At 69.0% G+C, this 20,320-nt stretch carries 22 protein-coding genes; 7 read left to right on the top strand and 15 right to left on the bottom strand.

The window, feature by feature from the left end; all coding sequences use genetic code 11:
• Nucleotides 1-24: 24 nt before the first annotated feature.
• Nucleotides 25-420 carry a response regulator gene (locus tag MNI96_RS08005; protein WP_158194063.1) on the top strand — a complete coding sequence of 132 codons (396 nt, stop codon included), beginning with the start codon at nt 25-27 and terminating at the stop codon, nt 418-420.
• A 126-nt stretch (nt 421-546) separates the two neighbouring features.
• Here MNI96_RS08005 and MNI96_RS08000 read toward each other — a convergent pair whose 3' ends face one another.
• From MNI96_RS08000 to argH, 4 genes are all read right to left on the bottom strand, one after another.
• Complete coding sequence (locus tag MNI96_RS08000) at nt 547-3,171, bottom strand: TIGR02302 family protein (RefSeq protein WP_249691939.1); 2,625 nt, start codon at nt 3,169-3,171, stop codon at nt 547-549.
• 140 nt (nt 3,172-3,311) lie between these two features.
• Nucleotides 3,312-4,586, bottom strand: a complete 1,275-nt coding sequence (gene lysA / locus MNI96_RS07995) for a diaminopimelate decarboxylase (RefSeq protein ID WP_249691937.1) — start codon at nt 4,584-4,586, stop codon at nt 3,312-3,314.
• 67 nt (nt 4,587-4,653) lie between these two features.
• Nucleotides 4,654-4,851: an LPS translocon maturation chaperone LptM gene (gene lptM, locus MNI96_RS07990; protein WP_249691926.1), complete on the bottom strand. Its 198-nt coding sequence runs from the start codon at nt 4,849-4,851 to the stop codon at nt 4,654-4,656.
• Between the two features lie 158 nt (nt 4,852-5,009).
• The gene (gene argH, locus MNI96_RS07985) at nt 5,010-6,407 is read right to left on the bottom strand and encodes an argininosuccinate lyase (RefSeq protein WP_249691924.1); all 1,398 of its coding nucleotides are present in this window, start codon (nt 6,405-6,407) and stop codon (nt 5,010-5,012) included.
• Between the two features lie 43 nt (nt 6,408-6,450).
• Between argH and tlpA the strand changes: the two genes are divergently transcribed.
• Nucleotides 6,451-7,131 (top strand): thiol:disulfide interchange protein TlpA, encoded by a 681-nt coding sequence (gene tlpA, locus MNI96_RS07980; protein ID WP_249691923.1) that lies wholly within the window; start codon nt 6,451-6,453, stop codon nt 7,129-7,131.
• Between the two features lie 89 nt (nt 7,132-7,220).
• On the opposite strand, the gene MNI96_RS07975 is transcribed toward tlpA, so the two are convergent.
• The 9 genes from MNI96_RS07975 to MNI96_RS07935 all read right to left on the bottom strand — a co-directional run bounded on the left by MNI96_RS07975 (nt 7,221) and on the right by MNI96_RS07935 (nt 14,349).
• Nucleotides 7,221-7,421 (bottom strand): hypothetical protein, encoded by a 201-nt coding sequence (locus MNI96_RS07975; RefSeq protein WP_158194068.1) that lies wholly within the window; start codon nt 7,419-7,421, stop codon nt 7,221-7,223.
• Nucleotides 7,422-7,517: 96 nt separating this feature from the next.
• A complete protein-coding gene (locus tag MNI96_RS07970) occupies nt 7,518-8,399 on the bottom strand; it encodes a 3-hydroxybutyryl-CoA dehydrogenase (RefSeq protein ID WP_249691922.1) in 882 nt (293 codons plus the stop codon).
• Between the two features lie 249 nt (nt 8,400-8,648).
• Entirely contained in the window at nt 8,649-9,590 is a 942-nt protein-coding gene (locus MNI96_RS07965; RefSeq protein WP_249691921.1) for an electron transfer flavoprotein subunit alpha/FixB family protein, read from the bottom strand.
• Nucleotides 9,591-9,615: 25 nt separating this feature from the next.
• Nucleotides 9,616-10,365 carry an electron transfer flavoprotein subunit beta/FixA family protein gene (locus tag MNI96_RS07960; RefSeq protein ID WP_158194071.1) on the bottom strand — a complete coding sequence of 250 codons (750 nt, stop codon included), beginning with the start codon at nt 10,363-10,365 and terminating at the stop codon, nt 9,616-9,618.
• Between the two features lie 210 nt (nt 10,366-10,575).
• A complete protein-coding gene (locus MNI96_RS07955; RefSeq protein WP_249691920.1) occupies nt 10,576-11,268 on the bottom strand; it encodes a rhomboid family intramembrane serine protease in 693 nt (230 codons plus the stop codon).
• Nucleotides 11,269-11,341: 73 nt separating this feature from the next.
• Complete coding sequence (locus MNI96_RS07950) at nt 11,342-11,917, bottom strand: cob(I)yrinic acid a,c-diamide adenosyltransferase (protein ID WP_249691919.1); 576 nt, start codon at nt 11,915-11,917, stop codon at nt 11,342-11,344.
• Between the two features lie 39 nt (nt 11,918-11,956).
• Nucleotides 11,957-12,154 (bottom strand): twin transmembrane helix small protein, encoded by a 198-nt coding sequence (locus MNI96_RS07945; protein ID WP_249691918.1) that lies wholly within the window; start codon nt 12,152-12,154, stop codon nt 11,957-11,959.
• A gap of 45 nt (nt 12,155-12,199) precedes the next feature.
• Entirely contained in the window at nt 12,200-13,078 is an 879-nt protein-coding gene (locus MNI96_RS07940) for an SDR family oxidoreductase (RefSeq protein WP_249691917.1), read from the bottom strand.
• Nucleotides 13,079-13,119: 41 nt separating this feature from the next.
• The gene (locus tag MNI96_RS07935) at nt 13,120-14,349 is read right to left on the bottom strand and encodes a ubiquinone biosynthesis hydroxylase (protein ID WP_249691915.1); all 1,230 of its coding nucleotides are present in this window, start codon (nt 14,347-14,349) and stop codon (nt 13,120-13,122) included.
• A gap of 119 nt (nt 14,350-14,468) precedes the next feature.
• Between MNI96_RS07935 and tesB the strand changes: the two genes are divergently transcribed.
• Nucleotides 14,469-15,344: an acyl-CoA thioesterase II gene (tesB, locus tag MNI96_RS07930; protein ID WP_249691914.1), complete on the top strand. Its 876-nt coding sequence runs from the start codon at nt 14,469-14,471 to the stop codon at nt 15,342-15,344.
• Here tesB and MNI96_RS07925 read toward each other — a convergent pair whose 3' ends face one another.
• Together MNI96_RS07925 and MNI96_RS07920 are read right to left on the bottom strand one after the other, a co-directional pair.
• Nucleotides 15,345-16,553: a CobW family GTP-binding protein gene (locus MNI96_RS07925; RefSeq protein ID WP_249691912.1), complete on the bottom strand. Its 1,209-nt coding sequence runs from the start codon at nt 16,551-16,553 to the stop codon at nt 15,345-15,347. It abuts the gene before it with no gap.
• Between the two features lie 45 nt (nt 16,554-16,598).
• A complete protein-coding gene (locus MNI96_RS07920; RefSeq protein WP_249691910.1) occupies nt 16,599-18,005 on the bottom strand; it encodes a D-alanyl-D-alanine carboxypeptidase family protein in 1,407 nt (468 codons plus the stop codon).
• A gap of 342 nt (nt 18,006-18,347) precedes the next feature.
• Here MNI96_RS07920 and MNI96_RS07915 point away from each other — a divergent pair, with 342 nt between their 5' ends.
• From MNI96_RS07915 to MNI96_RS07900, 4 genes are read left to right on the top strand one after another with little or no spacing between them, the layout of a single operon-like run.
• A complete protein-coding gene (locus tag MNI96_RS07915; RefSeq protein WP_249691908.1) occupies nt 18,348-19,196 on the top strand; it encodes an urease accessory protein UreD in 849 nt (282 codons plus the stop codon).
• Nucleotides 19,197-19,228: 32 nt separating this feature from the next.
• Nucleotides 19,229-19,531, top strand: a complete 303-nt coding sequence (locus tag MNI96_RS07910) for an urease subunit gamma (RefSeq protein ID WP_249691906.1) — start codon at nt 19,229-19,231, stop codon at nt 19,529-19,531.
• Between the two features lie 18 nt (nt 19,532-19,549).
• Nucleotides 19,550-19,855, top strand: a complete 306-nt coding sequence (locus MNI96_RS07905; RefSeq protein WP_158194081.1) for an urease subunit beta — start codon at nt 19,550-19,552, stop codon at nt 19,853-19,855.
• A gap of 20 nt (nt 19,856-19,875) precedes the next feature.
• A complete protein-coding gene (locus MNI96_RS07900) occupies nt 19,876-20,304 on the top strand; it encodes a lysozyme inhibitor LprI family protein (protein WP_502960313.1) in 429 nt (142 codons plus the stop codon).
• Nucleotides 20,305-20,320: the final 16 nt, after the last annotated feature.

Raw genomic sequence — 20,320 nt, 5'->3', positions numbered from 1 at the left:
GATGCTTGAAGAACGGAGAGGGACATGGCCCGCATTCTGATCGCCGAAGACGACGACGCCGTTCGCAGCTTCGTCAAGCGCGCGCTGGAGCTCGACGGTCATGCCGTCATCGCCCAGGAAGACGGCGCGGCGGCAGCCGAAACGCTGGCGAAGGAAAAGGGCGCGTTCGACCTCATCCTGTCGGACATCAAGATGCCGGTGATGGACGGCATTGCCTTCGCCCTGATCGCCGCGCGCGACCATCCAGAAATCCCGATCCTCTTGATGACCGGTTTCGCCGACCAGCGCGAGCGCGCCAACGGGCTCGACGCGCTGATCCACGACGTGGTGACCAAGCCCTTCTCGCTCGCCGAGATTCGCCGGGCGGTCAGCGATGCCCTGCTCGGCATCTGCCGCGAGGAAACCCGCCGCTACGCCTGACCGCGTGGCGGCGCTGGGCCGCGCTTCGTCCCTTTCCCGACATCGATAGCCTGAATTGCAACGGGCCCGCGCGTGTTCCGCGCGAGCCCGAAATCGCATGTGCGCGCCCGGCAGGCGCTGCACGCATCAATACCGGCGCAGCAGCCGCTCCAGATAGTCAAGCTCCAACATCGGCCGGCTCGGGTCCGAGAAGCGCCGGCGCAGCTCTTCCAGGATGCGGCGTGCGCGCTGCACGTCGATCTCGTCCGGCACGCGCACCCGGTCGCCGAAGTCGGGCCCTTCCGTGCGGCGAGGCCGCCCCAGCGGGTCCTCGTCCATCGGACTGCCCTGGCGACCGGCCATCCCCGGCCCCTCGCCCTGCCCCTGTCCCTGGCCGAACATCTGCTCAGCCATGCCCTGCGCCCCGCGGCGCAGCGCGTCGAGCGCATTGCCTTGCTGGCCGACGGCATCGCCCGGCTGGCCCTGGCCGAGGCTGTCGCGGGCATTGCCCATCTCCTCGCCGGCCCGGCCCAGCTCCTCGTTGGAGGGCATGCCGTTGCGCGCCATCTGGTCGAGCAGCTGCTGCAGCCGCTCGCCGAGCTGGCCCTGTCCTTCCTGCAACTGCCGCAGGGCCTCGGCCAGCTCTTCCGGCGTCATCTGCCCCTGCTGCGGGCCCTGTTGCCCCTGCTGGCCTTGCTGACCTTGTTGTCCCTGCTGCTGGCGCTGGTCCTGGTCGAACCGGTTGGTCTGGTCCATCAGCTCCTGCTGCCGCTGGATCATCTGGCCGAGCTCGTTGAGCGCCTGCATCATCTCCTGGGTCATGCCGTCGGGCATCTGCTGCGGACGGCCCGCCTGCAGGTTCTCCAGCATCCGCTGCATCTGCGCGAGCAGTTCGCGGGCCGCATCGCGCGAGCCGTTGCGCGCCAGTTCCTCAATCCGCGACAACATCTCGTCGAGATCCTGCGGCCGCAGGTTCTGCGCATTCGGGTCCATCGGCTGCATGGCCTGCGGGTTCTGCCGCATCTGCTCGGCCAGGGCCTGCATGTACTCGTTAAGCGCCTGGCGCAGCTCCTCGGTCAGCCGGGCGATCTCCTCATCGGAGGCCCCGTCCTCCAGCGCGCGGCGCAAGGCCTCCTGCGCATCGCGCAGCGCCCGCTCGGCCGCCGACAGATCGCCGTCCTCGATGTTCAGCGCCAGCTCCCACAACAGGTCGACCACCTCGCGCAACTCGTCGTCCGACTGCGCGGCGACAAGCTGCCCGCGGGCGAAGCGCATGCCGAGATAGGTCCTCACCTTCTCGCCGAACACGTCCGGCGCCAGCATCAGGCCGTCCATCGCATCCAGCACGCGCACCTGGGAATTGGCATCGAGCGCCAGCTCCCGGCGCTGCTCGACCACGGCCCGGGCCAGCGGCTTGGCGAAGCGGCGCTGCGGAAGGGTGAAGCGATGCGGCTGCGAATAGCCGGTCTGCCCGGCGTGATCGGTGACGCTCAGCACCAGTTCGACCTCGGATCCCGCCCAGGGGTGGCTCGTCAGGTCGCGGATCGTCTCGCCGGTTCCGGTGCGCCGCTCGCCGGCCGCCGGCGACAGGGGAAAGCTCGGCGCCTCGACCAGCGGGCGGATCGCTGCACCGCTGTCCTGGTTGAGGCGCTGTGCCGGGCGGATGTCGGCACGCGCGCCGACGATGCCGTAATCGTCCTGCATCAGATAGGTCAGCTTGAGCGCCCCGCTCAGCTGCTCTTCCGGGTCGTCGAGCAGGCGGATGGTCGGGGCCTCGTCCGGCTCCACCGCCACTTGCCAGGCATGCAGCACCGTGTCGCCGTCGCGAATCTCAAGCGCCGCGGACGCCTCCAGCCGGCTGCGCAGCCCGTCGCCCGTGGTGTTTGCGGCCACGCGCGGCGCCGCAACTTCGCCCTCGCCCGTCTCGCCCGCAGGCGGCTCGGCCAGGTTCACGGTGCCCTCGGGCGAGACCAGCAGCACCGCAAGATCGTCGACGCCCTGTGCGCGGACGATCACCTCGCTGCCCTCCGGCACGCTGATCGCCTTGCCGGGCTCGCGCAGCTCCGCCGTCGCCCCGGTCAGGAACACCGGCGCGCGGCCCGTATAGACCGGCGGCGTGATCCAGGCATCGATGCGGGCGGGAATTGCGGCGACCTGCGGCCCCGCCCCCGCGACGGGCGACAGGCGCGACAGATGGCTGCCCTCGGCGACGAAATAGCCGACCAGCAGCAGCATCACCGCCAGCACGCGCAAGGCGAAGGGATCGCGGCGGAAGGCCTGCGGGCTCGGCAGGTCCGTGCGCACGCTGGCAAGCGCCGCGCTGGCGCGCCGGCGATGCACGTCCCACATCGCCCGCGTCTCGGCGCTCTCGCTGCCCTCGAACAGCCGGTCGTCCAGCGTCGCCAGCGGCCGGTGGCTGAGACCGGACACCCGCTCGATGCGCGACAGCGCCTCCGCCCGGCCGGGCAGGCGCAGGCGAAGGAGAGGCAGCGCCGCCCGCACGGCCAGGGCGAGGAAGCCGAGCGCCGCGATCACCGACAGCCAGCTGGGCAGCAGCGACCACAGGCCGAGCCAGGATAGGCCGACATAAAGGGCAAGGGTGATAAGGACGGATTGCAGGAGCGGCCAGGCCTGCTCCCAAAGAAGTGATAGGCGCGTTTGCAGGATCGCGCGCTCCAGGCGCGCCCGCGCGGCAGCCACGCCGCTGCCCGGCCGGGCGGCGTCTCCCCCGGCCCCTTGCCCGGAGCCGGCAGGTTTCCTCGCGTCTGTCACTGTCTGCCTCCGCGGCCCGACCCTTGGGTCACACGCCCCCCGCACTCAGGAAGGGTGGGGCGTTTTGCCCGCTTTGGCAAGGCCGGGCCGGGCAAAGGTGACCGGCCGGCCGTTTCCCTCGCGTTGGCTATCGCCCCGACTCAGTCCTCGTGGAGCCAGGACGGCAGCCGGTCGAGCCCAAGCAGCTCCTCGTAGGTCGGGCGCGGACGCACCACCGCGTGGCGTCCCTCCTTCACCAGCACCTCGGGAACCAGCAGGCGGCTGTTGTAGGTGCACGCCTGCACCGCGCCATAGGCGCCTGCCGAATGCACGGCGAGCAGGTCGCCCGGCTCGACGGCCGGCATGTCGCGATCCTGGCCGAGATAGTCGCCGGTCTCGCACACGGGACCGACCACGTCCGCCTTGATGCGCGGATGGTCGGGCGCCGGGCGCACCACCGGCCGGATCTCGTGATAGGCTTCGTAGAGCGTCGGGCGGATCAGGTCGTTCATCGCCGCGTCGACGACGACGAAGGTCTTGGCCGCGCCCTGCTTCACGTAGATGACCCGGGTGACGAGGATGCCGGCATTGCCGGCGATCATTCGTCCCGGCTCGAAGATCACCTTGCAGTCGAGATGCTCGACATGCCGGCGCACGACCTGGGCATAGGCCTCCGGATGCGGGGGCGGCTCGTTGTTGTCATGGTAGGGAATGCCGAGACCGCCGCCGAGATCGACATGATCGATGCTGTGGCCGTCGGAGCGCAGGTCCGCGATCAACCCGCCGAGCCGCGAAAAAGCCGCGTCGAACGGCTCCAGTTCGGTGATCTGCGAGCCGATATGCATGTCGATGCCCGACACCTGGATGCCCGGCAGGGCCGCCGCATGGGCATAGACCTCGCGCGCCCGGCCCCAAGGAATGCCGAACTTGTTCTCGGCCTTTCCGGTTGCGATCTTGGCGTGGGTGCGCGCATCGACGTCCGGATTGATGCGGACCGAGACGCGGGCGGTCTTGCCCTTCTGCGTGGCGATCTGCGACAGCTGCACCAGCTCCGGTTCGCTCTCCACATTGAAGCACAGGATGTCTTCGTCGAGCGCGTAGGCCTGCTCCTGCGCGGTCTTGCCGACGCCGGAGAACATGATGCGCTTGCCGGGCACGCCGGCCGCCCGCGCGCGCCGCAACTCGCCTTCCGAGACCACGTCCATGCCCGCACCGAGCCGCGCCAGCGTCGACAGCACGGCCTGGTTGGAATTCGCCTTCATCGCGTAGCAGACGAGCGTCGGGATGCCGGCAAAGGCTTCCTTGAACACCTTGTAGTGCCGCTCCAGCGTCGCGGTGGAATAGCAGTAGAACGGGGTTCCGACCTCGGCGGCGATCGTCTCCAGCGGGACGTCCTCGGCGAAGAGCCGGTCATCGACATAGTGGAAGTGGTGCAAGGCCGTATCCTGACCGTGGGTGCGGGCGGGGGAACCGCCCCTTCAGCCGGCGGAAACCCGCGACGGCTCAGATGATGCTGTCGAGAACGAAGGGCCGGTCCGGTTTCGCCGGCGCGGGTGCGGCGGCGGGAGCCGGCTCGCCCGGTGCTGCAAGCGCGGGATCGACGTCGCCCGGGCGGTCGAGCGCGCCCCGACGGCCGCAGCCGGCGAGCGTCAGCGCCAGCACGGCCGCGATGAGCACGCCGCCATTCAGGACCCGAGACATGCCAGCTTTCGCCATTTCTGAGCGCCGCTCCCGTTGAAAAGCCCGTCCGAAGCGGCCGGCATGGCCGGCCCCTGCCGTTTCCTCGCATGCGGCGGCGTCCGCCGCAAGCCCCCAGGGTCAGGACCCTGGGCCCCGCCGCTGCCGAGGGCAGCGGGCTGTCAGCGCCTCGCCGCCTCGCGCTCCAGCGCCTTCAGCCAGCGCTTGGCCTGCTTGCGCACGTTGGCCGGTGCCGTGCCGCCATAGCTGGTGCGCGAGCGCACCGACTTGTCGACCGACAGCACGGTGAAGATGTCCTCGGTGATGCGCGGCTCGATCGCCTGCAGGTCTTCCAGCGGCAGCCGGTGCAGCTGCACCCCGCGCTCCACGGCAAGGCCGACGGCGCGCCCGGTGACGTGATGCGCCTCGCGGAACGGCATGCCGATCACCCGCACCAGCCAGTCGGCCAGATCCGTCGCGGTCGAATAGCCCGAGCCGGCGGCCGCCTTCATCGTCTTGGTGTTGGCGGTCAGGTCGCGGACCATGCCGGTCATCGCGGCCAGCGCCAGCGACAGGCTCGGCAACCCGTCGAAGGCCTGTTCCTTGTCTTCCTGCATGTCCTTCGAATAGGCCAGCGGCAGACCTTTCATCATCACCAGCAGCGCCGTCAGCGAACCGTAGATGCGGCCCGTCTTGGCGCGCACCAGCTCGGCCGCGTCCGGGTTCTTCTTCTGCGGCATGATCGAGGAGCCGGTCGAGAAGCGGTCGGACAGGGTGACGAAGGCGAACTGCGCCGAGCACCAGATCACGATCTCCTCGGCGAGGCGCGACAGGTGCATGGCACAGATCGACGCCGCTCCCAGCGCCTCGATGATGAAGTCGCGGTCGGACACCGCGTCGAGCGAATTGGCCGTCGGCCGGTCGAAGCCGAGCGCTGTTGCCGTCATCTCCCGGTCGATGGGGAAGGACGTGCCGGCCAGCGCGGCCGAGCCGAGCGGGCACTCGTTCATCCGCTTGCGGGCATCGCGCATGCGCGAGCGGTCGCGGGCGAACATCTCCACATAGGCCATCAGGTGGTGGCCGAAGGTCACCGGCTGGGCCGACTGCAGGTGGGTGAAGCCCGGCATGACGTCGCCGGCATGGGCGAGCGCACGCTCGCTGAGCGCCTGCAGGAGCTCGGTCAGCTGCTCGTCGAGCGTGTCGAGCGTGTCGCGCACCCAGATGCGGAAATCGGTGGCGACCTGATCGTTGCGCGAGCGCGCCGTGTGCAGGCGGCCGGCGGTCGGGCCGATCAGCTCGGCCAGCCGTGCCTCGATGTTCATGTGGATGTCTTCGAGCGCGCGCGAGAAGGTGAAATCTCCCGCCTCGATCTCTGACCGGATCGTGTCTAGACCGTGAGCGATCTTCTCGGCATCGTCGGCGGCGACAATTTCGCGCGCCGCAAGCATGCGGACATGAGCCTTCGAACCCTCTATATCCTGCCGGTAGAGCTTGCGATCGTAGTCGATGGAGGCGTTGATCTCCTCCATGATGGCGTCCGGCCCATCCGAGAACCGGCCTCCCCACATGCGATTGCTCATGAACGTGCCTTTCTGGCGCCCCTAAGGAACGGGTAATGGATCGATGACCAACGGAACCAGGCCTCCCCGGCGCACGCTCCTCGTCGGGATTGCCGCCGTGGCCCTGATGGCAGGACTGGCGGGGATATACGTGATCGGCGGGGCCGATGGCAACCGGCAGCAGGCCGGCGCCTGCAGCGCCGCAGCCACCCTTGCTGCCGAGATCGCTCCACTCGCCCGCGGCGAGGTGGCGGCCTTCCTTCCCGCGAAGGCGCCCTCGCAACTCTCCGACCTTGCCTTCAGCAACGATGCCGGCACGCCCCTCACCCTCGCCGACTTCCGCGACAGGGTCGTGCTGGTCAATCTCTGGGCCACCTGGTGCGCGCCTTGCCGCAAGGAGATGCCGGCGCTGGACCAGTTGCAGGCGGAGCTTGGCAGCGACGATTTCGAGGTGGTCGCCGTCAGCGTCGACCAGACCGGCGAGGAAAAGCCGCGCGCCTTCCTGAAGGAGATCGGCGTTTCCAATCTTGCCTTCTATGCCGATCCCAGCATGAAGATCTTCCAGGACGTGCGCGCGCGCGGCCGGGCGCCGGGCCTGCCGACGACCCTGCTGGTCGACGGCAAGGGCTGCGAGATCGGCGCGCTGATGGGGCCGGCCGAATGGGCCTCGGAAGACGCCAAGGCCCTGGTGCGCGCGGCGATCGCCGCCCAGCGCAAGACCGCGTCAAGCGGTTCGGGCAGCTGAAGAAGTCGGGGCCGAGGAAAACAGAACGACAAAAGCGCCGGGCGGTTGCGTCCGGCGCTTGATGTTTCCGATAGGTCTTGAGCGAAAGATCAGGCGGTGACGTCGAGCTTGCCGCCCACGCCCGCCGGCGTCGGAGCCTTGGCCGCGGAGGCGGCAAGGTCGGCATTCTGCTCCAGCATGGCGGCGAGAGCGGCCGTGGCATCGGCATTCTGCTTCATGAAGGTCGCGGCAAGCTGGTTCTGCGTCTGCGCCTGCGACATGCCCACCATGGTGGCGGCAACACTGGACATGGGAGCCTCCTGGTTCGAGCCTTCCCCATCCCTCGCACGATCAGCGTTAACGACAGGTTAACCCGCCCGTTTCAGGCGGCGGGTTCCCGCCCGCCTTCAGCGGGTGGGAACCGGCACGTCGCCGCGGTAGTCGTAGAAGCCGCGCTGGGTCTTGCGACCGAGCCAGCCGGCCTCGACATACTTCACCAGCAGCGGGCACGGGCGATACTTGGTGTCGGCAAGGCCCTCATACAGCACCTGCATGATCGACAGGCAGGTGTCGAGGCCGATGAAATCGGCCAGCTGCAGCGGCCCCATCGGATGGTTGGCGCCGAGCTTCATCGCCGTGTCGATGGCCTCCACCGAGCCGACGCCCTCGTAGAGCGTGTAGATCGCCTCGTTGATCATCGGCAGCAGGATGCGGTTGACCATGAAGGCCGGGAAATCCTCGGCGACGGCGATGGTCTTGCCGAGCTTGCGGGTGAACACCCGCGCCGCCTCGAAGGTCTCGTCCTCCGTGGCGATGCCGCGCACCAGCTCCACCAGCTCCATCAGGGGAACCGGGTTCATGAAGTGGATGCCGATGAAACGCTCCGGCCGGTCGGTGGTCGCTGCCAGGCGGGTGATCGAGATCGACGAGGTGTTGGTGGCGAGGATCGCCTCGGGCTTCAGCAGCGGACACAGCTGGCTGAAGATCTTGCGCTTGATCTGCTCGTTCTCGACGGCGGACTCGATGATGAGGTCGACCTCGCCGAGCTCGTCCATGCTCTCGGCCGCGACGATGCGGGACAGGGCGGCGGTGCGCTCCTCCTCGCTCAGCTGGCCCTTGGAGACTTGACGGGCCATGTTGCCGTTGATCGAAGCCAGGCCCGATTGGATCCGGTCCCGGGAAATATCGTTGAGCTGCACCTCGAAGCCGGCCACGGCGCAGACATGGGCAATGCCGCTGCCCATCTGGCCCGAGCCGATCACGCCGACTTTCTTGATCTCGACCACCATCGTCCGTTCCGATTTCGTTTCGGTGCTGCCGTGTCGGCGCACGCCGGGAAAGTGAGGGGCTATTCATGGCAACTTCGCGAGCCCGCCGCAAGGACCCGCCTGCGCTTTTTCGCAAGGGCGCTGCGGCCCGCATCGGCCCACCGCCCGCAACGGCCCTGCAACGGGCCAGAAACAGGCCAGAAACAGGAAAGGGCCCGCGCATGGCGGGCCCTTCGAAAGCGTCCGGGGCGCGCCGCAGCGCGCGCAGTCTCAGCCCTTGGCGGCCTCGACGGCAGCCTTGAACTGCGGCAGCACCTCGAACAGGTCCGCGACGAGGCCGTAGTCGGCGACCTGGAAGATCGGCGCTTCCTCGTCCTTGTTGATCGCCACGATCACCTTGCTGTCCTTCATGCCGGCAAGATGCTGGATGGCGCCCGAAATGCCGCAGGCGATGTAGAGGTCCGGCGCAACGACCTTACCGGTCTGGCCGACCTGCCAGTCGTTCGGCGCGTAGCCCGCATCGACCGCCGCGCGCGAGGCGCCGACGGCGGCGCCCAGGGCATCGGCGACCGGCAGCATCACCTCCTCGAACTTCTCCTTGGAGCCGAGCGCGCGGCCGCCGGAGATGATCACCTTGGCCGAGGTCAGCTCCGGACGGTCGGACTTCGACAGCTCCTGGCCGACGAAGCTGGAGAGGTCGGACTGCGTCGCCGAGATCTCCTCGATCGAGGCCGAGCCGGTCTCCTCGGCGGCAGCGAAGCTTGCCGTCCGCACTGTCACGACCTTCTTGGGATCGTTCGACTTCACCGTCTGGATGGCGTTGCCGGCATAGATCGGGCGCTCGAAGGTCGCCCCGTCGATCACGGCGGTCACGTCGGAAAGCTGCATCACGTCGAGCAGCGCGGCGACGCGCGGCAGGATGTTCTTGCCGTTGGCGGTGGCCGGCGCGACGATCGCGTCGTAGCCGTCGGCCAGCGAGACGATCAGCTCCGACATCGGCTCGGCCAGCTGCTGGGCAAGGCCGTCGCCGTCGGCGAGCAGCACCTTGGCGGCACCGGCGATCTTGGCGGCCTGCTCGGCGGCAGCGCGCGCGCCCTTGCCGGCGACCAGCACATGCACGTCGCCGCCCATGGCGGCTGCGGCGGTCATCGCCTTGTGGGTGGCGTCGTTCACGGCATCGTTGCTGTGTTCGGCAACAAGAAGGATGGTCATCTTCAGTGTCTCCCTGTCGGTCCGATCAAAGCACGCCGGCTTCGTTCTTGAGCTTGGCGACAAGCTCGGCAACGTCGGCCACCTTGACGCCGGCCTGGCGTGCCGGCGGCTCGACGGTCTTCAGCACTTCGAGGCGCGGAGCCACGTCGACGCCGTAGTCCTCAGGGGACTTCTCGTCGATCGGCTTCTTCTTCGCCTTCATGATGTTCGGCAGCGAGGCGTAGCGCGGCTCGTTGAGGCGCAGGTCCGTCGTGACGATGGCCGGCAGCTTCAGCTTCACCGTCTGCAGGCCGCCGTCGACCTCGCGGGTCACGTCGACCGTACCCTCGCCGAGATCCACTTTCGAGGCGAAGGTGCCCTGGCTCCAGCCGAGCAGCGCGGCGAGCATCTGTCCGGTCTGGTTGCAGTCGTCGTCGATGGCCTGCTTGCCGAGGATGACGAGGCCGGGCTGCTCCTCCTCGACCACCTTCTTCAGGATCTTGGCGACGGCGAGCGGTTCGGTGGTGGCGTCGGTCTTGACCAGGATGCCGCGGTCGGCGCCCATGGCCAGACCCGTGCGCAGCGTCTCCTGCGCCTGCTGCGGACCGACCGAGACCACGATGATCTCCTCGGCCTTGCCGGCCTCGCGCAGACGGATCGCTTCCTCGACGGCGATCTCGTCGAACGGGTTCATCGACATCTTCACGTTGGCCAGGTCGACGCCCGTGCCATCGGCCTTCACACGCACCTTGACGTTGTAGTCGATCACCCGCTTCACGGGCACAAGGATTTTCATGGGTTTTTCAACCTCCCGCTCACGCGACCGCTAGTTTCCGCCGCCGGTCGCCTTTCGTATCCGCAACGCCTCAGGACGCCCGGGAACCGCAGCATTCCGCAGGTTCCTTGTCGTCGGGCCGGGACCGTACTGACGCGCTCGATGGCTGTCAACGCCACGTAAGGGAAGCGGACTGCCGCAGAACCGGCATGCTCCCTTGCGCATCCCCGGCTACAAGCCTCTGTCGAACAGCGGCACGCCGCGCCGACGCAGCGGCACAACCAGCAGGGCCCCGGCGAGCGCGCCGACGACATGCGCCCACCAGGCCACCTGGTGGTCGCCGAAGCCGAAGGCCATCGCCACTTGGAAGGCGATCCACGCGCCCAGCACCCAGGAGGCCGGCAGGCGCAGCGGCAACCGGCCGAAGGCCAGCACCCAGACCCGCACCTTCGGATGCAGCACCAGATAGGCGCCGATGACCCCGGCCACCGCGCCCGAGGCGCCGATCAGGGGCACCACCGATCCCGGCTCCGTCAGCGCATGGCCGTAGCCGGCGGCAGCTGCGCACAGCAGGTAGAAGACAAGGAAGCGGACATGACCCATCGCATCCTCGACATTGTCGCCGAAAACCCAGAGGAACAGCATGTTGCCGCCCAGATGCATCCAGCTGCCATGCAGGAAGGCATAGGTCACGAGCGCAGCCGGCTCCGGAAACACCGCCAGATGCGGAGCGAGGTCGCGCACGTCGAACAGCACCGCCGGGATCAGCCCGTAGGAAAGGCTCGAAGCCTGCATCGCCGGCTCGGACAGCCCGCCCTGCTGCACGAGTAGGAAGACCGCCACATTGGCGAGGATCAGCCCCCATGTGACAAATTGCCGCCGCACGTGCACCAGCGGCTTGTGGTCGTAGAGCGGGATGAACATGGGGCCAAGCGTCCTGTTGTCTGGGGCAGCTTTCCGGCGGGCAAGGCCCTGCGTCAAGTGGCGCGGGGCTCGACTAGCGGTTCTGCCCCGGCACCCAGAGCACGTCGGCGGTACCCTTGTCGTTCGCCCAGCGCGCGGCGACGAAGAAGAAGTCGGACAGCCGGTTCATGTAGACCAGCGCCGGCCGGCTGACGGTCTCGCGCGCGGCCAGTTCCGTCATCAGCCGCTCGGCGCGGCGCGACACGGTGCGGGCAAGGTGCAGCTGCGCCGCCGCCGGCGAGCCGCCCGGCAGCACGAAGGAGCGCAGCGGCGACAGGTCCGCATTGAACCGGTCGATGGCCGCCTCGATGGCCGAGACCTGCGCATCGGTGACGCGCAGCGGCGGATAGGCCGGCGGCTCGTCGCTTTCGGGCGTCGCAAGGTCCGCTCCCAGATCGAAGAGATCGTTCTGGATCCGCGCCAGCACCGCGTCGAGCTCGGGATGCGCGCCCGCCGCCGCCTGGCGCGCCAGTCCGACCACCGCGTTCGTCTCGTCGACCGTGCCGTAGGCCTCGACCCTGAGATCGTGCTTCGGCCGCCGTTCGCCGGAAGCCAGCGCCGTGGTGCCGGCATCGCCCGTCTTCGTGTAGATCTTGTTCAGCACCACCATGGCGCGTCCTTTCTGGAAACGGTCTGTCGGAAAAGCGCCTTACGGCCGCGTGCCCGTCAGATAGAGCACCACCATCACGATGACCACGGCGAGGAACTGCAGCCCGACGCGCCAACGCATCAGGGTCTGCGAGCGCGACGAGGATCCGCCGCGCATCATGTTCCACAAGCCCAGCAGCAGCACGACCGCCACCGCCCCGACGGCGAAGGGAATGGTCATGCGCAGGAAGTCGGCCATGGGTAGTCCTTTCTCAGCGACGGCCGCGGCTCGTGCCGGCAGCCTCTATTCCTCGGATCGCGCCGCCCGCGACAGAACCCAGTCGAACCCGCGGGTCGGCAGCAGTCGTTTCAGCCCGGCCATCACGGTGGTCGGCACGGTCACCCGGTAGCGCGCACGCGGCCGGGGCGCCTCCACGGCATGGACCAGGCGCTTGACCACCGCCCGGGCCGGCAGCTTGAACAGCGACGGTTCACCGGCCCGCATACGGGCAAAGCGCCGCTCGTAGATCTCCCGGTGGGGCGAGGCGGCCGCCCCCTCCTCGCCGATAACCTTCTCGAAATTCGCCATCGCGTTCTGGGTGAAGCGGGTGGCGATCGGGCCCGGCTCGATCAGCGAGACACGGATGCCGGTGCCGGCGAGCTCCAGCCGCAGCGTGTCGCTATAGCCTTCCAGCGCGAATTTCGAGGCATTGTAGGCCCCGCGATAGGGCATGCCCATGAAGCCGAGGATCGAAGAGCATTGCACGATGCGCCCGTGGCCCTGCCGGCGCATATGCGGCACCACGGCCCGCGTCAGCGTGTGCCAGCCGAAGAAATTCGCCTCGAACAGCCCGCGCAGCGCATCGGAGGGGATGTCCTCCAATGCGCCGGGAATGGCATAGGCCCCGTTGTTGAACAGCGCATCGAGCCGCCCGGAGGTCCGCTCGAACAGTTCCGCGGCGGCCGCGCTGATGCTCGCCTCGTCCTGGTAGTCGAGGCGGAAGCTCTCGAAGCCCTCGTCCTTCAGCCGGTCCACGTCCTCCTGCCGGCGCGCCGTCGCGAAGACGCGCCAGTCGCGACCGCGCAGCGTATGGGCGGCTGCGGCTCCGATCCCTGAGGAACAGCCGGTGATCAGGATGATGCGTTGCGGCCGGACATGTTCGGCTGCCTGTGACCCGGCCATGCGTCCGGCCTTCTCCCGTCCAGTCCCCTCGCCCGATACCGTCAGATCGCCTCGCCGGTCAGCAGCCGCGGCGACGGGCCTTCCAGTCCCGCCGCCTGGCGAATGAAGAAGCGCTTCAGCGAAGGCATGCGGTCGACAAGGCCGAGGCCCACGTCGCGGACCGCGCGCACGACATCCATATCGTTCGAAAAGAGCCGGTTCAAGACGTCGGTCACCACCCCCATACGGAACGTGTCGAAGCGCCGCCAGCGCTCGTAGCGCTCCAGCACGTCGAGCGCGCCGATATCCTCGCCGAGCCGGCGTGCCTCCACCAGCACCTCGGCCAGCGCCGCAACGTCCTTGAAACCGAGATTGAGGCCCTGCCCGGCGATCGGGTGTATGCCGTGGGCGGCATCGCCTGCCAGCGCCAGCCGCGGCTGCACGAAGGCGCGCGCCAGCGTCAGGCCAAGCGGGAACGCGTATCGCGGCCCGTCGAGCGAGAGCTTGCCGAGATGGTGGCCGAAGCGCCGCTCCAGCTCCAGCTCGAAGGTGAAATCGTCGCCCTTCACCAGCCGCTCGGCATCGTTGCGCCGCTCGGTCCACACCAGCGACGAGCGGTTGCCGGTCAGCGGCAGGATGGCGAAGGGGCCGGAGGGCAGGAAGTGCTCCTCGGCGCGGCCCTCATGCGGCCGCTCGTGGGCAACGGTGGTGACGATGCCCGACTGGTCGTATTCCCAGCGGACCGTGCCGATGCCGGCCAGATCGCGCAGCTTCGAGCGCACGCCGTCGGCGGCGACCAGCAGCTTCGCCTTGCGCACGGCGCCCGAGGCGAGGCGGATCTCCACGTCCGAGGGCCCGCTGGCGAAGCCGGAGACCGCATCCGGCGTGATCAGCTCCACGCCCAGTTCCTCGGCCCGGTCGGCGAGCACCGCCACCATGTGCCCGTTCGGCACCATATGGGCGAAGGGTTCGCCCGGTTCCACCTCGCCGTCGAAGGTCAGGAACACCGGACGCACCGCATCGCGCAGGCGCGAATCGGTGACGATCATCTCCATCATCGGCTGGGCATGCGGCGCGATCTTCGACCACACGCCGAGCCGGTCGAGCATGCGGCTTGCCGCGGCCGCAACCGCCGAGGCGCGCGGATCCTTCGACAACGCCTCGCGCGGGCGCATGTCGACCACGGCGACGCGGAGGCCGGGGTCGGCCTGCTTCAGCGCCACCGCCAGCGAAAGGCCGACATAACCGCCGCCGCCGACCAGAACGTCGAGCTCGTCCATCTGGATGCCCATCCTGTCGCTCCCGTGTTCCTTGCGACCCGCAGGGCATATGCCCCTGGGTCAGCCTTGACATTGCCGCCCCGTGCCCCGAAGGCTCTCGCACCCTTTCCGTTCATGCGAACAGGTGCCGGATGCGCTCAGCCGTCGACGACCTCCTCTCGATACTCGATCTCGAGCCGCTGGAACACAATCTCTTCCGCGGCATGAGCCCGCAGGTCGGCTGGCAGCGCGTCTTCGGCGGCCAGGTGATCGGCCAGGCGCTGGTCGCCGCCTCGCGCACCGTGCCGCAGGAGCGCAGCGTCCACTCGCTGCACGGCTATTTCCTGCGCCCCGGCGATCCGGCCGTGCCGATCATCTACGAGGTCGACCGCATTCGCGACGGCGGCAGCTTCACCACCCGCCGGGTCGTCGCCATCCAGCACGGCAAGCCGATCTTCTCCGTGGCCGCCTCGTTCCAGACCTTCGAGGACGGGCTCGATCACCAGGCGACCATGCCCGACGTGCCGATGCCCGAGGACCTGCCCGGCGAGGCGGAGCTGAAGGAAAAGTTCCTCGCCCACGCGCCGGAGGCGGTGCGCCGCTACTGGGAGCGCGACCGGCCCATCGAGCTGCGCCCGGTCGACATGACCCACTATTTCAGCCGCAGCAAGCTGACGCCCTCGCAGAACGTCTGGGTCCGGGCCAGCGCCGCCCTGCCGGACGACCCCCGCATCCATTCCTGCGTGCTCGCCTATGCCTCGGACATGACGCTGCTCGACACCTCGCTCTTCGCCCACGGCACCAGCGTGTTCGACCCGAAGCTCCAGGTCGCAAGTCTCGACCACGCCATGTGGTTCCATCGCCCCTTCCGCGCCGACGAGTGGCTGCTCTATGCGGAAGACAGCCCGTCGGCCTCGGGCGGGCGCGGCTTCACCCGCGGCTCGCTCTTTTCCCGCGACGGCCAGTTGGTCGCCTCCGTCGCGCAGGAAGGCCTGATCCGCGTGCGCCGCGAGCCGCCGAAAGACTGATCAGCGGAAGCTGCCGCTGAAGCCGCGGATCGCCAGCGGGTTATCCGACAGCGCCGCCGCGTCGGGCGTGTCGGTCGCAGGCTGCCCGGTGAAGGCGTCGAACAGCTTCCGCACGAAGGCTTCCGGCAGGTCGCGGGTGATGAATACCAGCCGGCTGCGATGGTCGTCGTCCGGCCAGGCCGGCAGCGTCGCCGGCGGGTGGAACACGTGCTGCACCCCGTGCAGCACCACGGGCCGGTCCGGGTCCTCGGCGATCTGCACCACGCCCTTCATCCGCAGCAGCTTCGGCCCATGCGCCGAGCGCAAGAGATCGAGAAACATCTCCAGCGCCGCCGCCGGGATCGGCCGGTCGGTCGACAGCGAGAAGGCGCGGATCGAATCGCCGTGGCGGTTCACGTCGTGCGAATGATCGTGGTCGTGATGACCGTGGCTGTGTCCATGGTCATGCGCGTGCGTGTGCCCATGCGAATGCCCACCATGGCCGTCGCGATAGGCTTCCTCGTTCAGCCAGCGCGCCACGTCCGCCGTCTTGGTCGCCGGGTCGTAGAGCCCGGTGCCGATCAGCCGCTCGGCGCTCGCCTCGCCGCTTGCCGCAATGATGACCGGCGCCGCCGGGTTGAGCCGGGCGATGCGCCGGCGCAGCGGACTGTCCGGATCGAGCGCACCCACGCCCTCCGCCAGGTCGGTCTTGGTCAGCACGATGCGGTCGGCCACCGCCACCTGCTTCACCGCCTCCTCCTGCGCGTCGAGCGTCGCAAGGCCGTTGACCGCGTCGACCAGGGTCACCACCCCGTCGAGCTGGTAGCGCATCACCAGATAGGGATGCTGCATCACCGTGTGCAGCACGGGAGCCGGATCGGCGAGCCCCGTCGTCTCGATCACCACCCGCGACAGCCGCTCGGTGCGGCCGTTGTCGACGCGCCGCAGCAGGTTCTCCAGCGTCGTCACCAGGTCGCCGCGAATGGTGCAGCACAGGCAGCCGGAAGACAGCTGGACGATGCCTTCCTCGCCGCCTTCGACGAACAGGTGGTCGAGGCCGACCTCGCCGAACTCGTTGATGATCACCGCCGCATCGGCAAGCGCCGGATCCTTCAGCAGGCTGTTGAGCAGCGTCGTCTTGCCCGCGCCCAGAAAGCCGGTGATGACGGTCAGCGGGATAGGCGGCTTCGGCCCGCGCGCGCGCTTGCCGGTCTGGTCGGTCTCGGTCACGTCGCTGTCCTCTCGCGGACGCCGCCTTGCGGACGGCGCACCGGGCTACGGGCGGGGGTTGGGGATGGGCCGAGGCAGGATCACCAGCGGCTGGCCGCGGAAGATCGCACCCGGCTTTGCCTCGCCGGTCGGCGCCTGCGTCGTGGCGGCCGGCAGCAGGGCCGACGACCCCGCCCCCATCACCGCGACCGGCTTTTCCTTCGGCATCGGCACATTGGCGAGCGTCGCGACCTTCGCCTCCGACGCCGGCGCTCCGCCCGTCGGCACGCCGAGCCCGACCTGCACCGCCTGGTCGACGCGGGCCCGCGGACCGATGATCTCGTCCATCACCTTGCCCCAGTCGGTCTTGCCGTCGTCGCGGGTCGGCACGTCGTCGTCGCCCGAGACCACCTGCTGCGGTGCCGCGCCGACGATCGGCCGGCGCACGCCGTTGATCGACGGGTCGAGCTGGGCATAGGACAGGGCCGTGGTGCCGCGCAGGCCGCCGGTGCCGTAGGTGGCCAGCAGTTCCTCGGCCGTCGGCTTGGTGTTGCGCTTGCAGTAGCCGTCGGCCGGCGGGCCACCGGCAACGCCGGTCATCGAGGAAAGGTTGCGCCCGGAGCGCTGGCGAAAGCCGGCATCGACCAGCACCCGCGCCTTGGCAGCGCGTTCCACGCCCGAGGCCGCGCCCAGCACCACCGCCAGCACGGTGCGCCCGCCGCGCGTCGCCGAGACGACCACGTTCAGTCCGGAATTGCAGATATAGCCGGTCTTCATGCCGTTGGCGCCGCGCACCCGCGCCAGGAACTCGCGGTTGGCCGAGCGCAGCGTCTTCTTGCCGACCTTGATCGCCGGCAGGCCGTAATAGGCGTGGTATTGCGGGAATTCCTGCCACAGCACCCGCGCCAGCACGGCAAGGTCGCGCGCGGAGGAAACCTGTCGATTGTCCGGCAGCCCGTGCGGGTTGACGAAATGGGTCGCAGTCATGCCGAGCCGGCGCGCCTCGGCGTTCATCATCTCGATGAAGGCGGGCTCGGAGCCGGCCAGCGATTCGCCGACCGCAACGGCGATGTCGTTCGCCGACTTGACGATCAGCATCTTCAGCGCGCTGTCGAGCGTCAGCTGGGTGCCGGGCTTGAAGCCCATCTTGCTCGGCGGCTGCGCATGGGCATTGGCGCTGATCGCCACCGCGCTCTCCAGCGTCGCGCGTCCCTCGCGCACCGCCTTGAAGGCGAGATAGGCGGTCATCAGCTTGGTGATCGAGGCCGGATACCACTGGCGCAGCGCGTCCTTGTGGTCGAGCACCGCCCCTGTCTCCGCGTCGACGACGATCCAGGCGGCAACCTCGGCCCGGGCGCTCTCGCCGGATTGCAGCAGGCAGGCAACGGCAAGGCTGGCCGCAACCGCAAGGCCGCACAGGCGCCTGCCCAGATGGCATCCGGTAATCTTCAGCACGTCAGAAAGCCTCCGCATGTCCGGCCGCCGCGGCGACCCTGCGGCGTTGGCGGACCCTCCCGGCCGGGAGTTTCGGTCCGTCGATGCTCCCCCTATGTAACCGATCCTGAGGGCAGAATGCAAAGCGTGCCCGCAGGCACCCCCTTTCGCAAACTGCCCGCCAGACAGGCAATTGCCGAAGTTTGCGGCAATTAGGTGGCCCGCCGGCGAAGCCGACGTCGCGCCTTTCGGGAGCGAACCGACTGGCCCCTCTCTTGCTATGCTGGAGACAGCAAGGGACGGCGACCGTCGTTCCGCTCTCAGCCGATCCGGCACAAGCCCCGGATTCCCATCAGTATTCGAGCGAGGCCGGACACCGGAATGACTGTCGAACCCGCCGCCCCGGCCACACCGATCCCCGCGATGCAGCGGGTGCGCGGGCATGCGCATGTCTCCTTCGCCAGGCAGGGCGAGACCACCCGGCTGAAGGAGCTCGGCCAGAGCGGCTCGGCCAAGATCCGCCTGCCGAAGACCCACGGCACCCCGCCGGTCGCCGTCTTCCTCAACACCGCCGGCGGCCTGACCGGCGGCGACCGGATCGAGTTCGACGCTACCGCCGGCCCGCGCGCCCATGCGGTTCTCACCACCCAGGCGGCCGAGCGCGTCTATCGCAGCATCGACGGCGCGGCAGAGGTGGCCAGCGCCCTGCGCGCCGAAGAGCACGCCGTGCTGGAGTGGCTGCCGCAGGAGACCATCCTGTTCGACCGCGCCGCCCTGCAGCGCTCGCTCACCGTGGACCTTGCCCCCGGCGCCCGGCTGCTGGCGATCGAGAGCCTCGTGCTCGGGCGCGAGGCGATGGGTGAGGACGTGCACGCGCTCGGCTTCCGCGACCGCTGGCGCATCCGCCGCGAGGGCCGGCTGGTCTTCGCCGACGAGGCCCGCATCCAGGGCGATGCCACCGACATTCTCTCCGGCTCGGCGACAGCGGCCGGCAGCCGTGCCTTCGCCACGCTCGTGGACTGCCGCGAGGGGGCGCCCGGCCTGCTGGAGCGGGCCCGCGAGGCACTTTCGCCCCTGCTCGGCGAGCGGCTGCGCGGCGGCGTAAGCGCCCTTCCCGATCTTCTCGTCTTCCGGTTTCTCGCCGACAGCGGCCAGGACCTGCGCGCCGGCCTCGTCTCCTTCCTGGAGGCCTGGCGCGGCTCGGCCCTGCCCCGGACATGGTATTGCTGAGCGGACGGATGGCTCCAGATGAGGACTGACGCATGAAACTGACCCCGCGGGAAAAGGACAAGCTGCTGATCGCCATGGCGGCGGAGGTTGCCCGCCGCCGGCTCGCCCGCGGCGTCCTGCTCAACTATCCCGAGGCCGTGGCCTTGATCAGCGACTTCGTCGTCGAGGGGGCCCGCGACGGGCGCAGCGTCGCCGAGCTGATGAGCGCCGGCGGCCGGGTGCTGACCCGCGACCAGGTGATGCCCGGCATCGCCGAGATGATCCACGACGTGCAGGTCGAGGCGACCTTTCCCGACGGCACCAAGCTCGTCACCGTCCACCAGCCGATTCGCTGACAGCAGGAGGAGCGCCGGATGATCCCGGGTGAACTGATGCCCGCCGAGGGCGATATCGAGCTGAATGCCGGCCGCCGCGTGCTGGAGATCGAGGTCGCCAACACCGGCGACCGTCCGGTCCAGGTCGGCTCCCACTATCATTTCGCCGAGACCAATCCGGCGCTCGCCTTCGACCGGGCGGCGGCGCGCGGCCACCGGCTGGACATTCCCGCCGGCACGGCGATCCGCTTCGAGCCGGGACAAAGGCGCAAGGTCGCCCTCGTGCCCTATGTGGGGGATCGCGCTGTCTACGGTTTCAATGGCAAGGTGATGGGCACGCTCTGACCAACCATGGGAGACCCCTCGTGACCCGTCTTGCCGTCCTCACCGCCTCCGCCGGCCTGCTCGCCCTGCTGCTGCCGGCCGCCACCGCCACCGCCCAGCAGAATCCGGACATCGACTGCGAGAACGCCGTCGTCCAGATGGAGCTTACCTACTGCGCCGAGAAGGAGTGGGAGGCCGCCGATGCAAAACTCAACACCGCCTATTCGGCGGCGATGAAGTCGATGCGCGAAATGGATGCCGAGCTTTCCGCCGACCTCAAGGGCGCCGCCGAGACGCTGAAGGAAGCCCAGCGCGCCTGGATTCCCTATCGCGACAAGGCCTGCGCCGCTGCCGGTTTCCTCGCGCGCGGCGGCTCGATGGAGCCGATGCTCATTTATTCCTGCCTTGCGGAGCTGACCGAGCAACGCACCCAGCAACTCGAACACCTGGCCGAGGGCCTGGGGAACTGATCCCCGCCCCGGTCGT

It is taken from the genome of Stappia sp. WLB 29 (assembly GCF_023507705.1).
Lineage (GTDB): Bacteria > Pseudomonadota > Alphaproteobacteria > Rhizobiales > Stappiaceae > Stappia.
The sequence above is the reverse complement of the archived record's forward strand: the minus strand, read 5'-3'. Positions and strand labels throughout refer to the sequence as shown.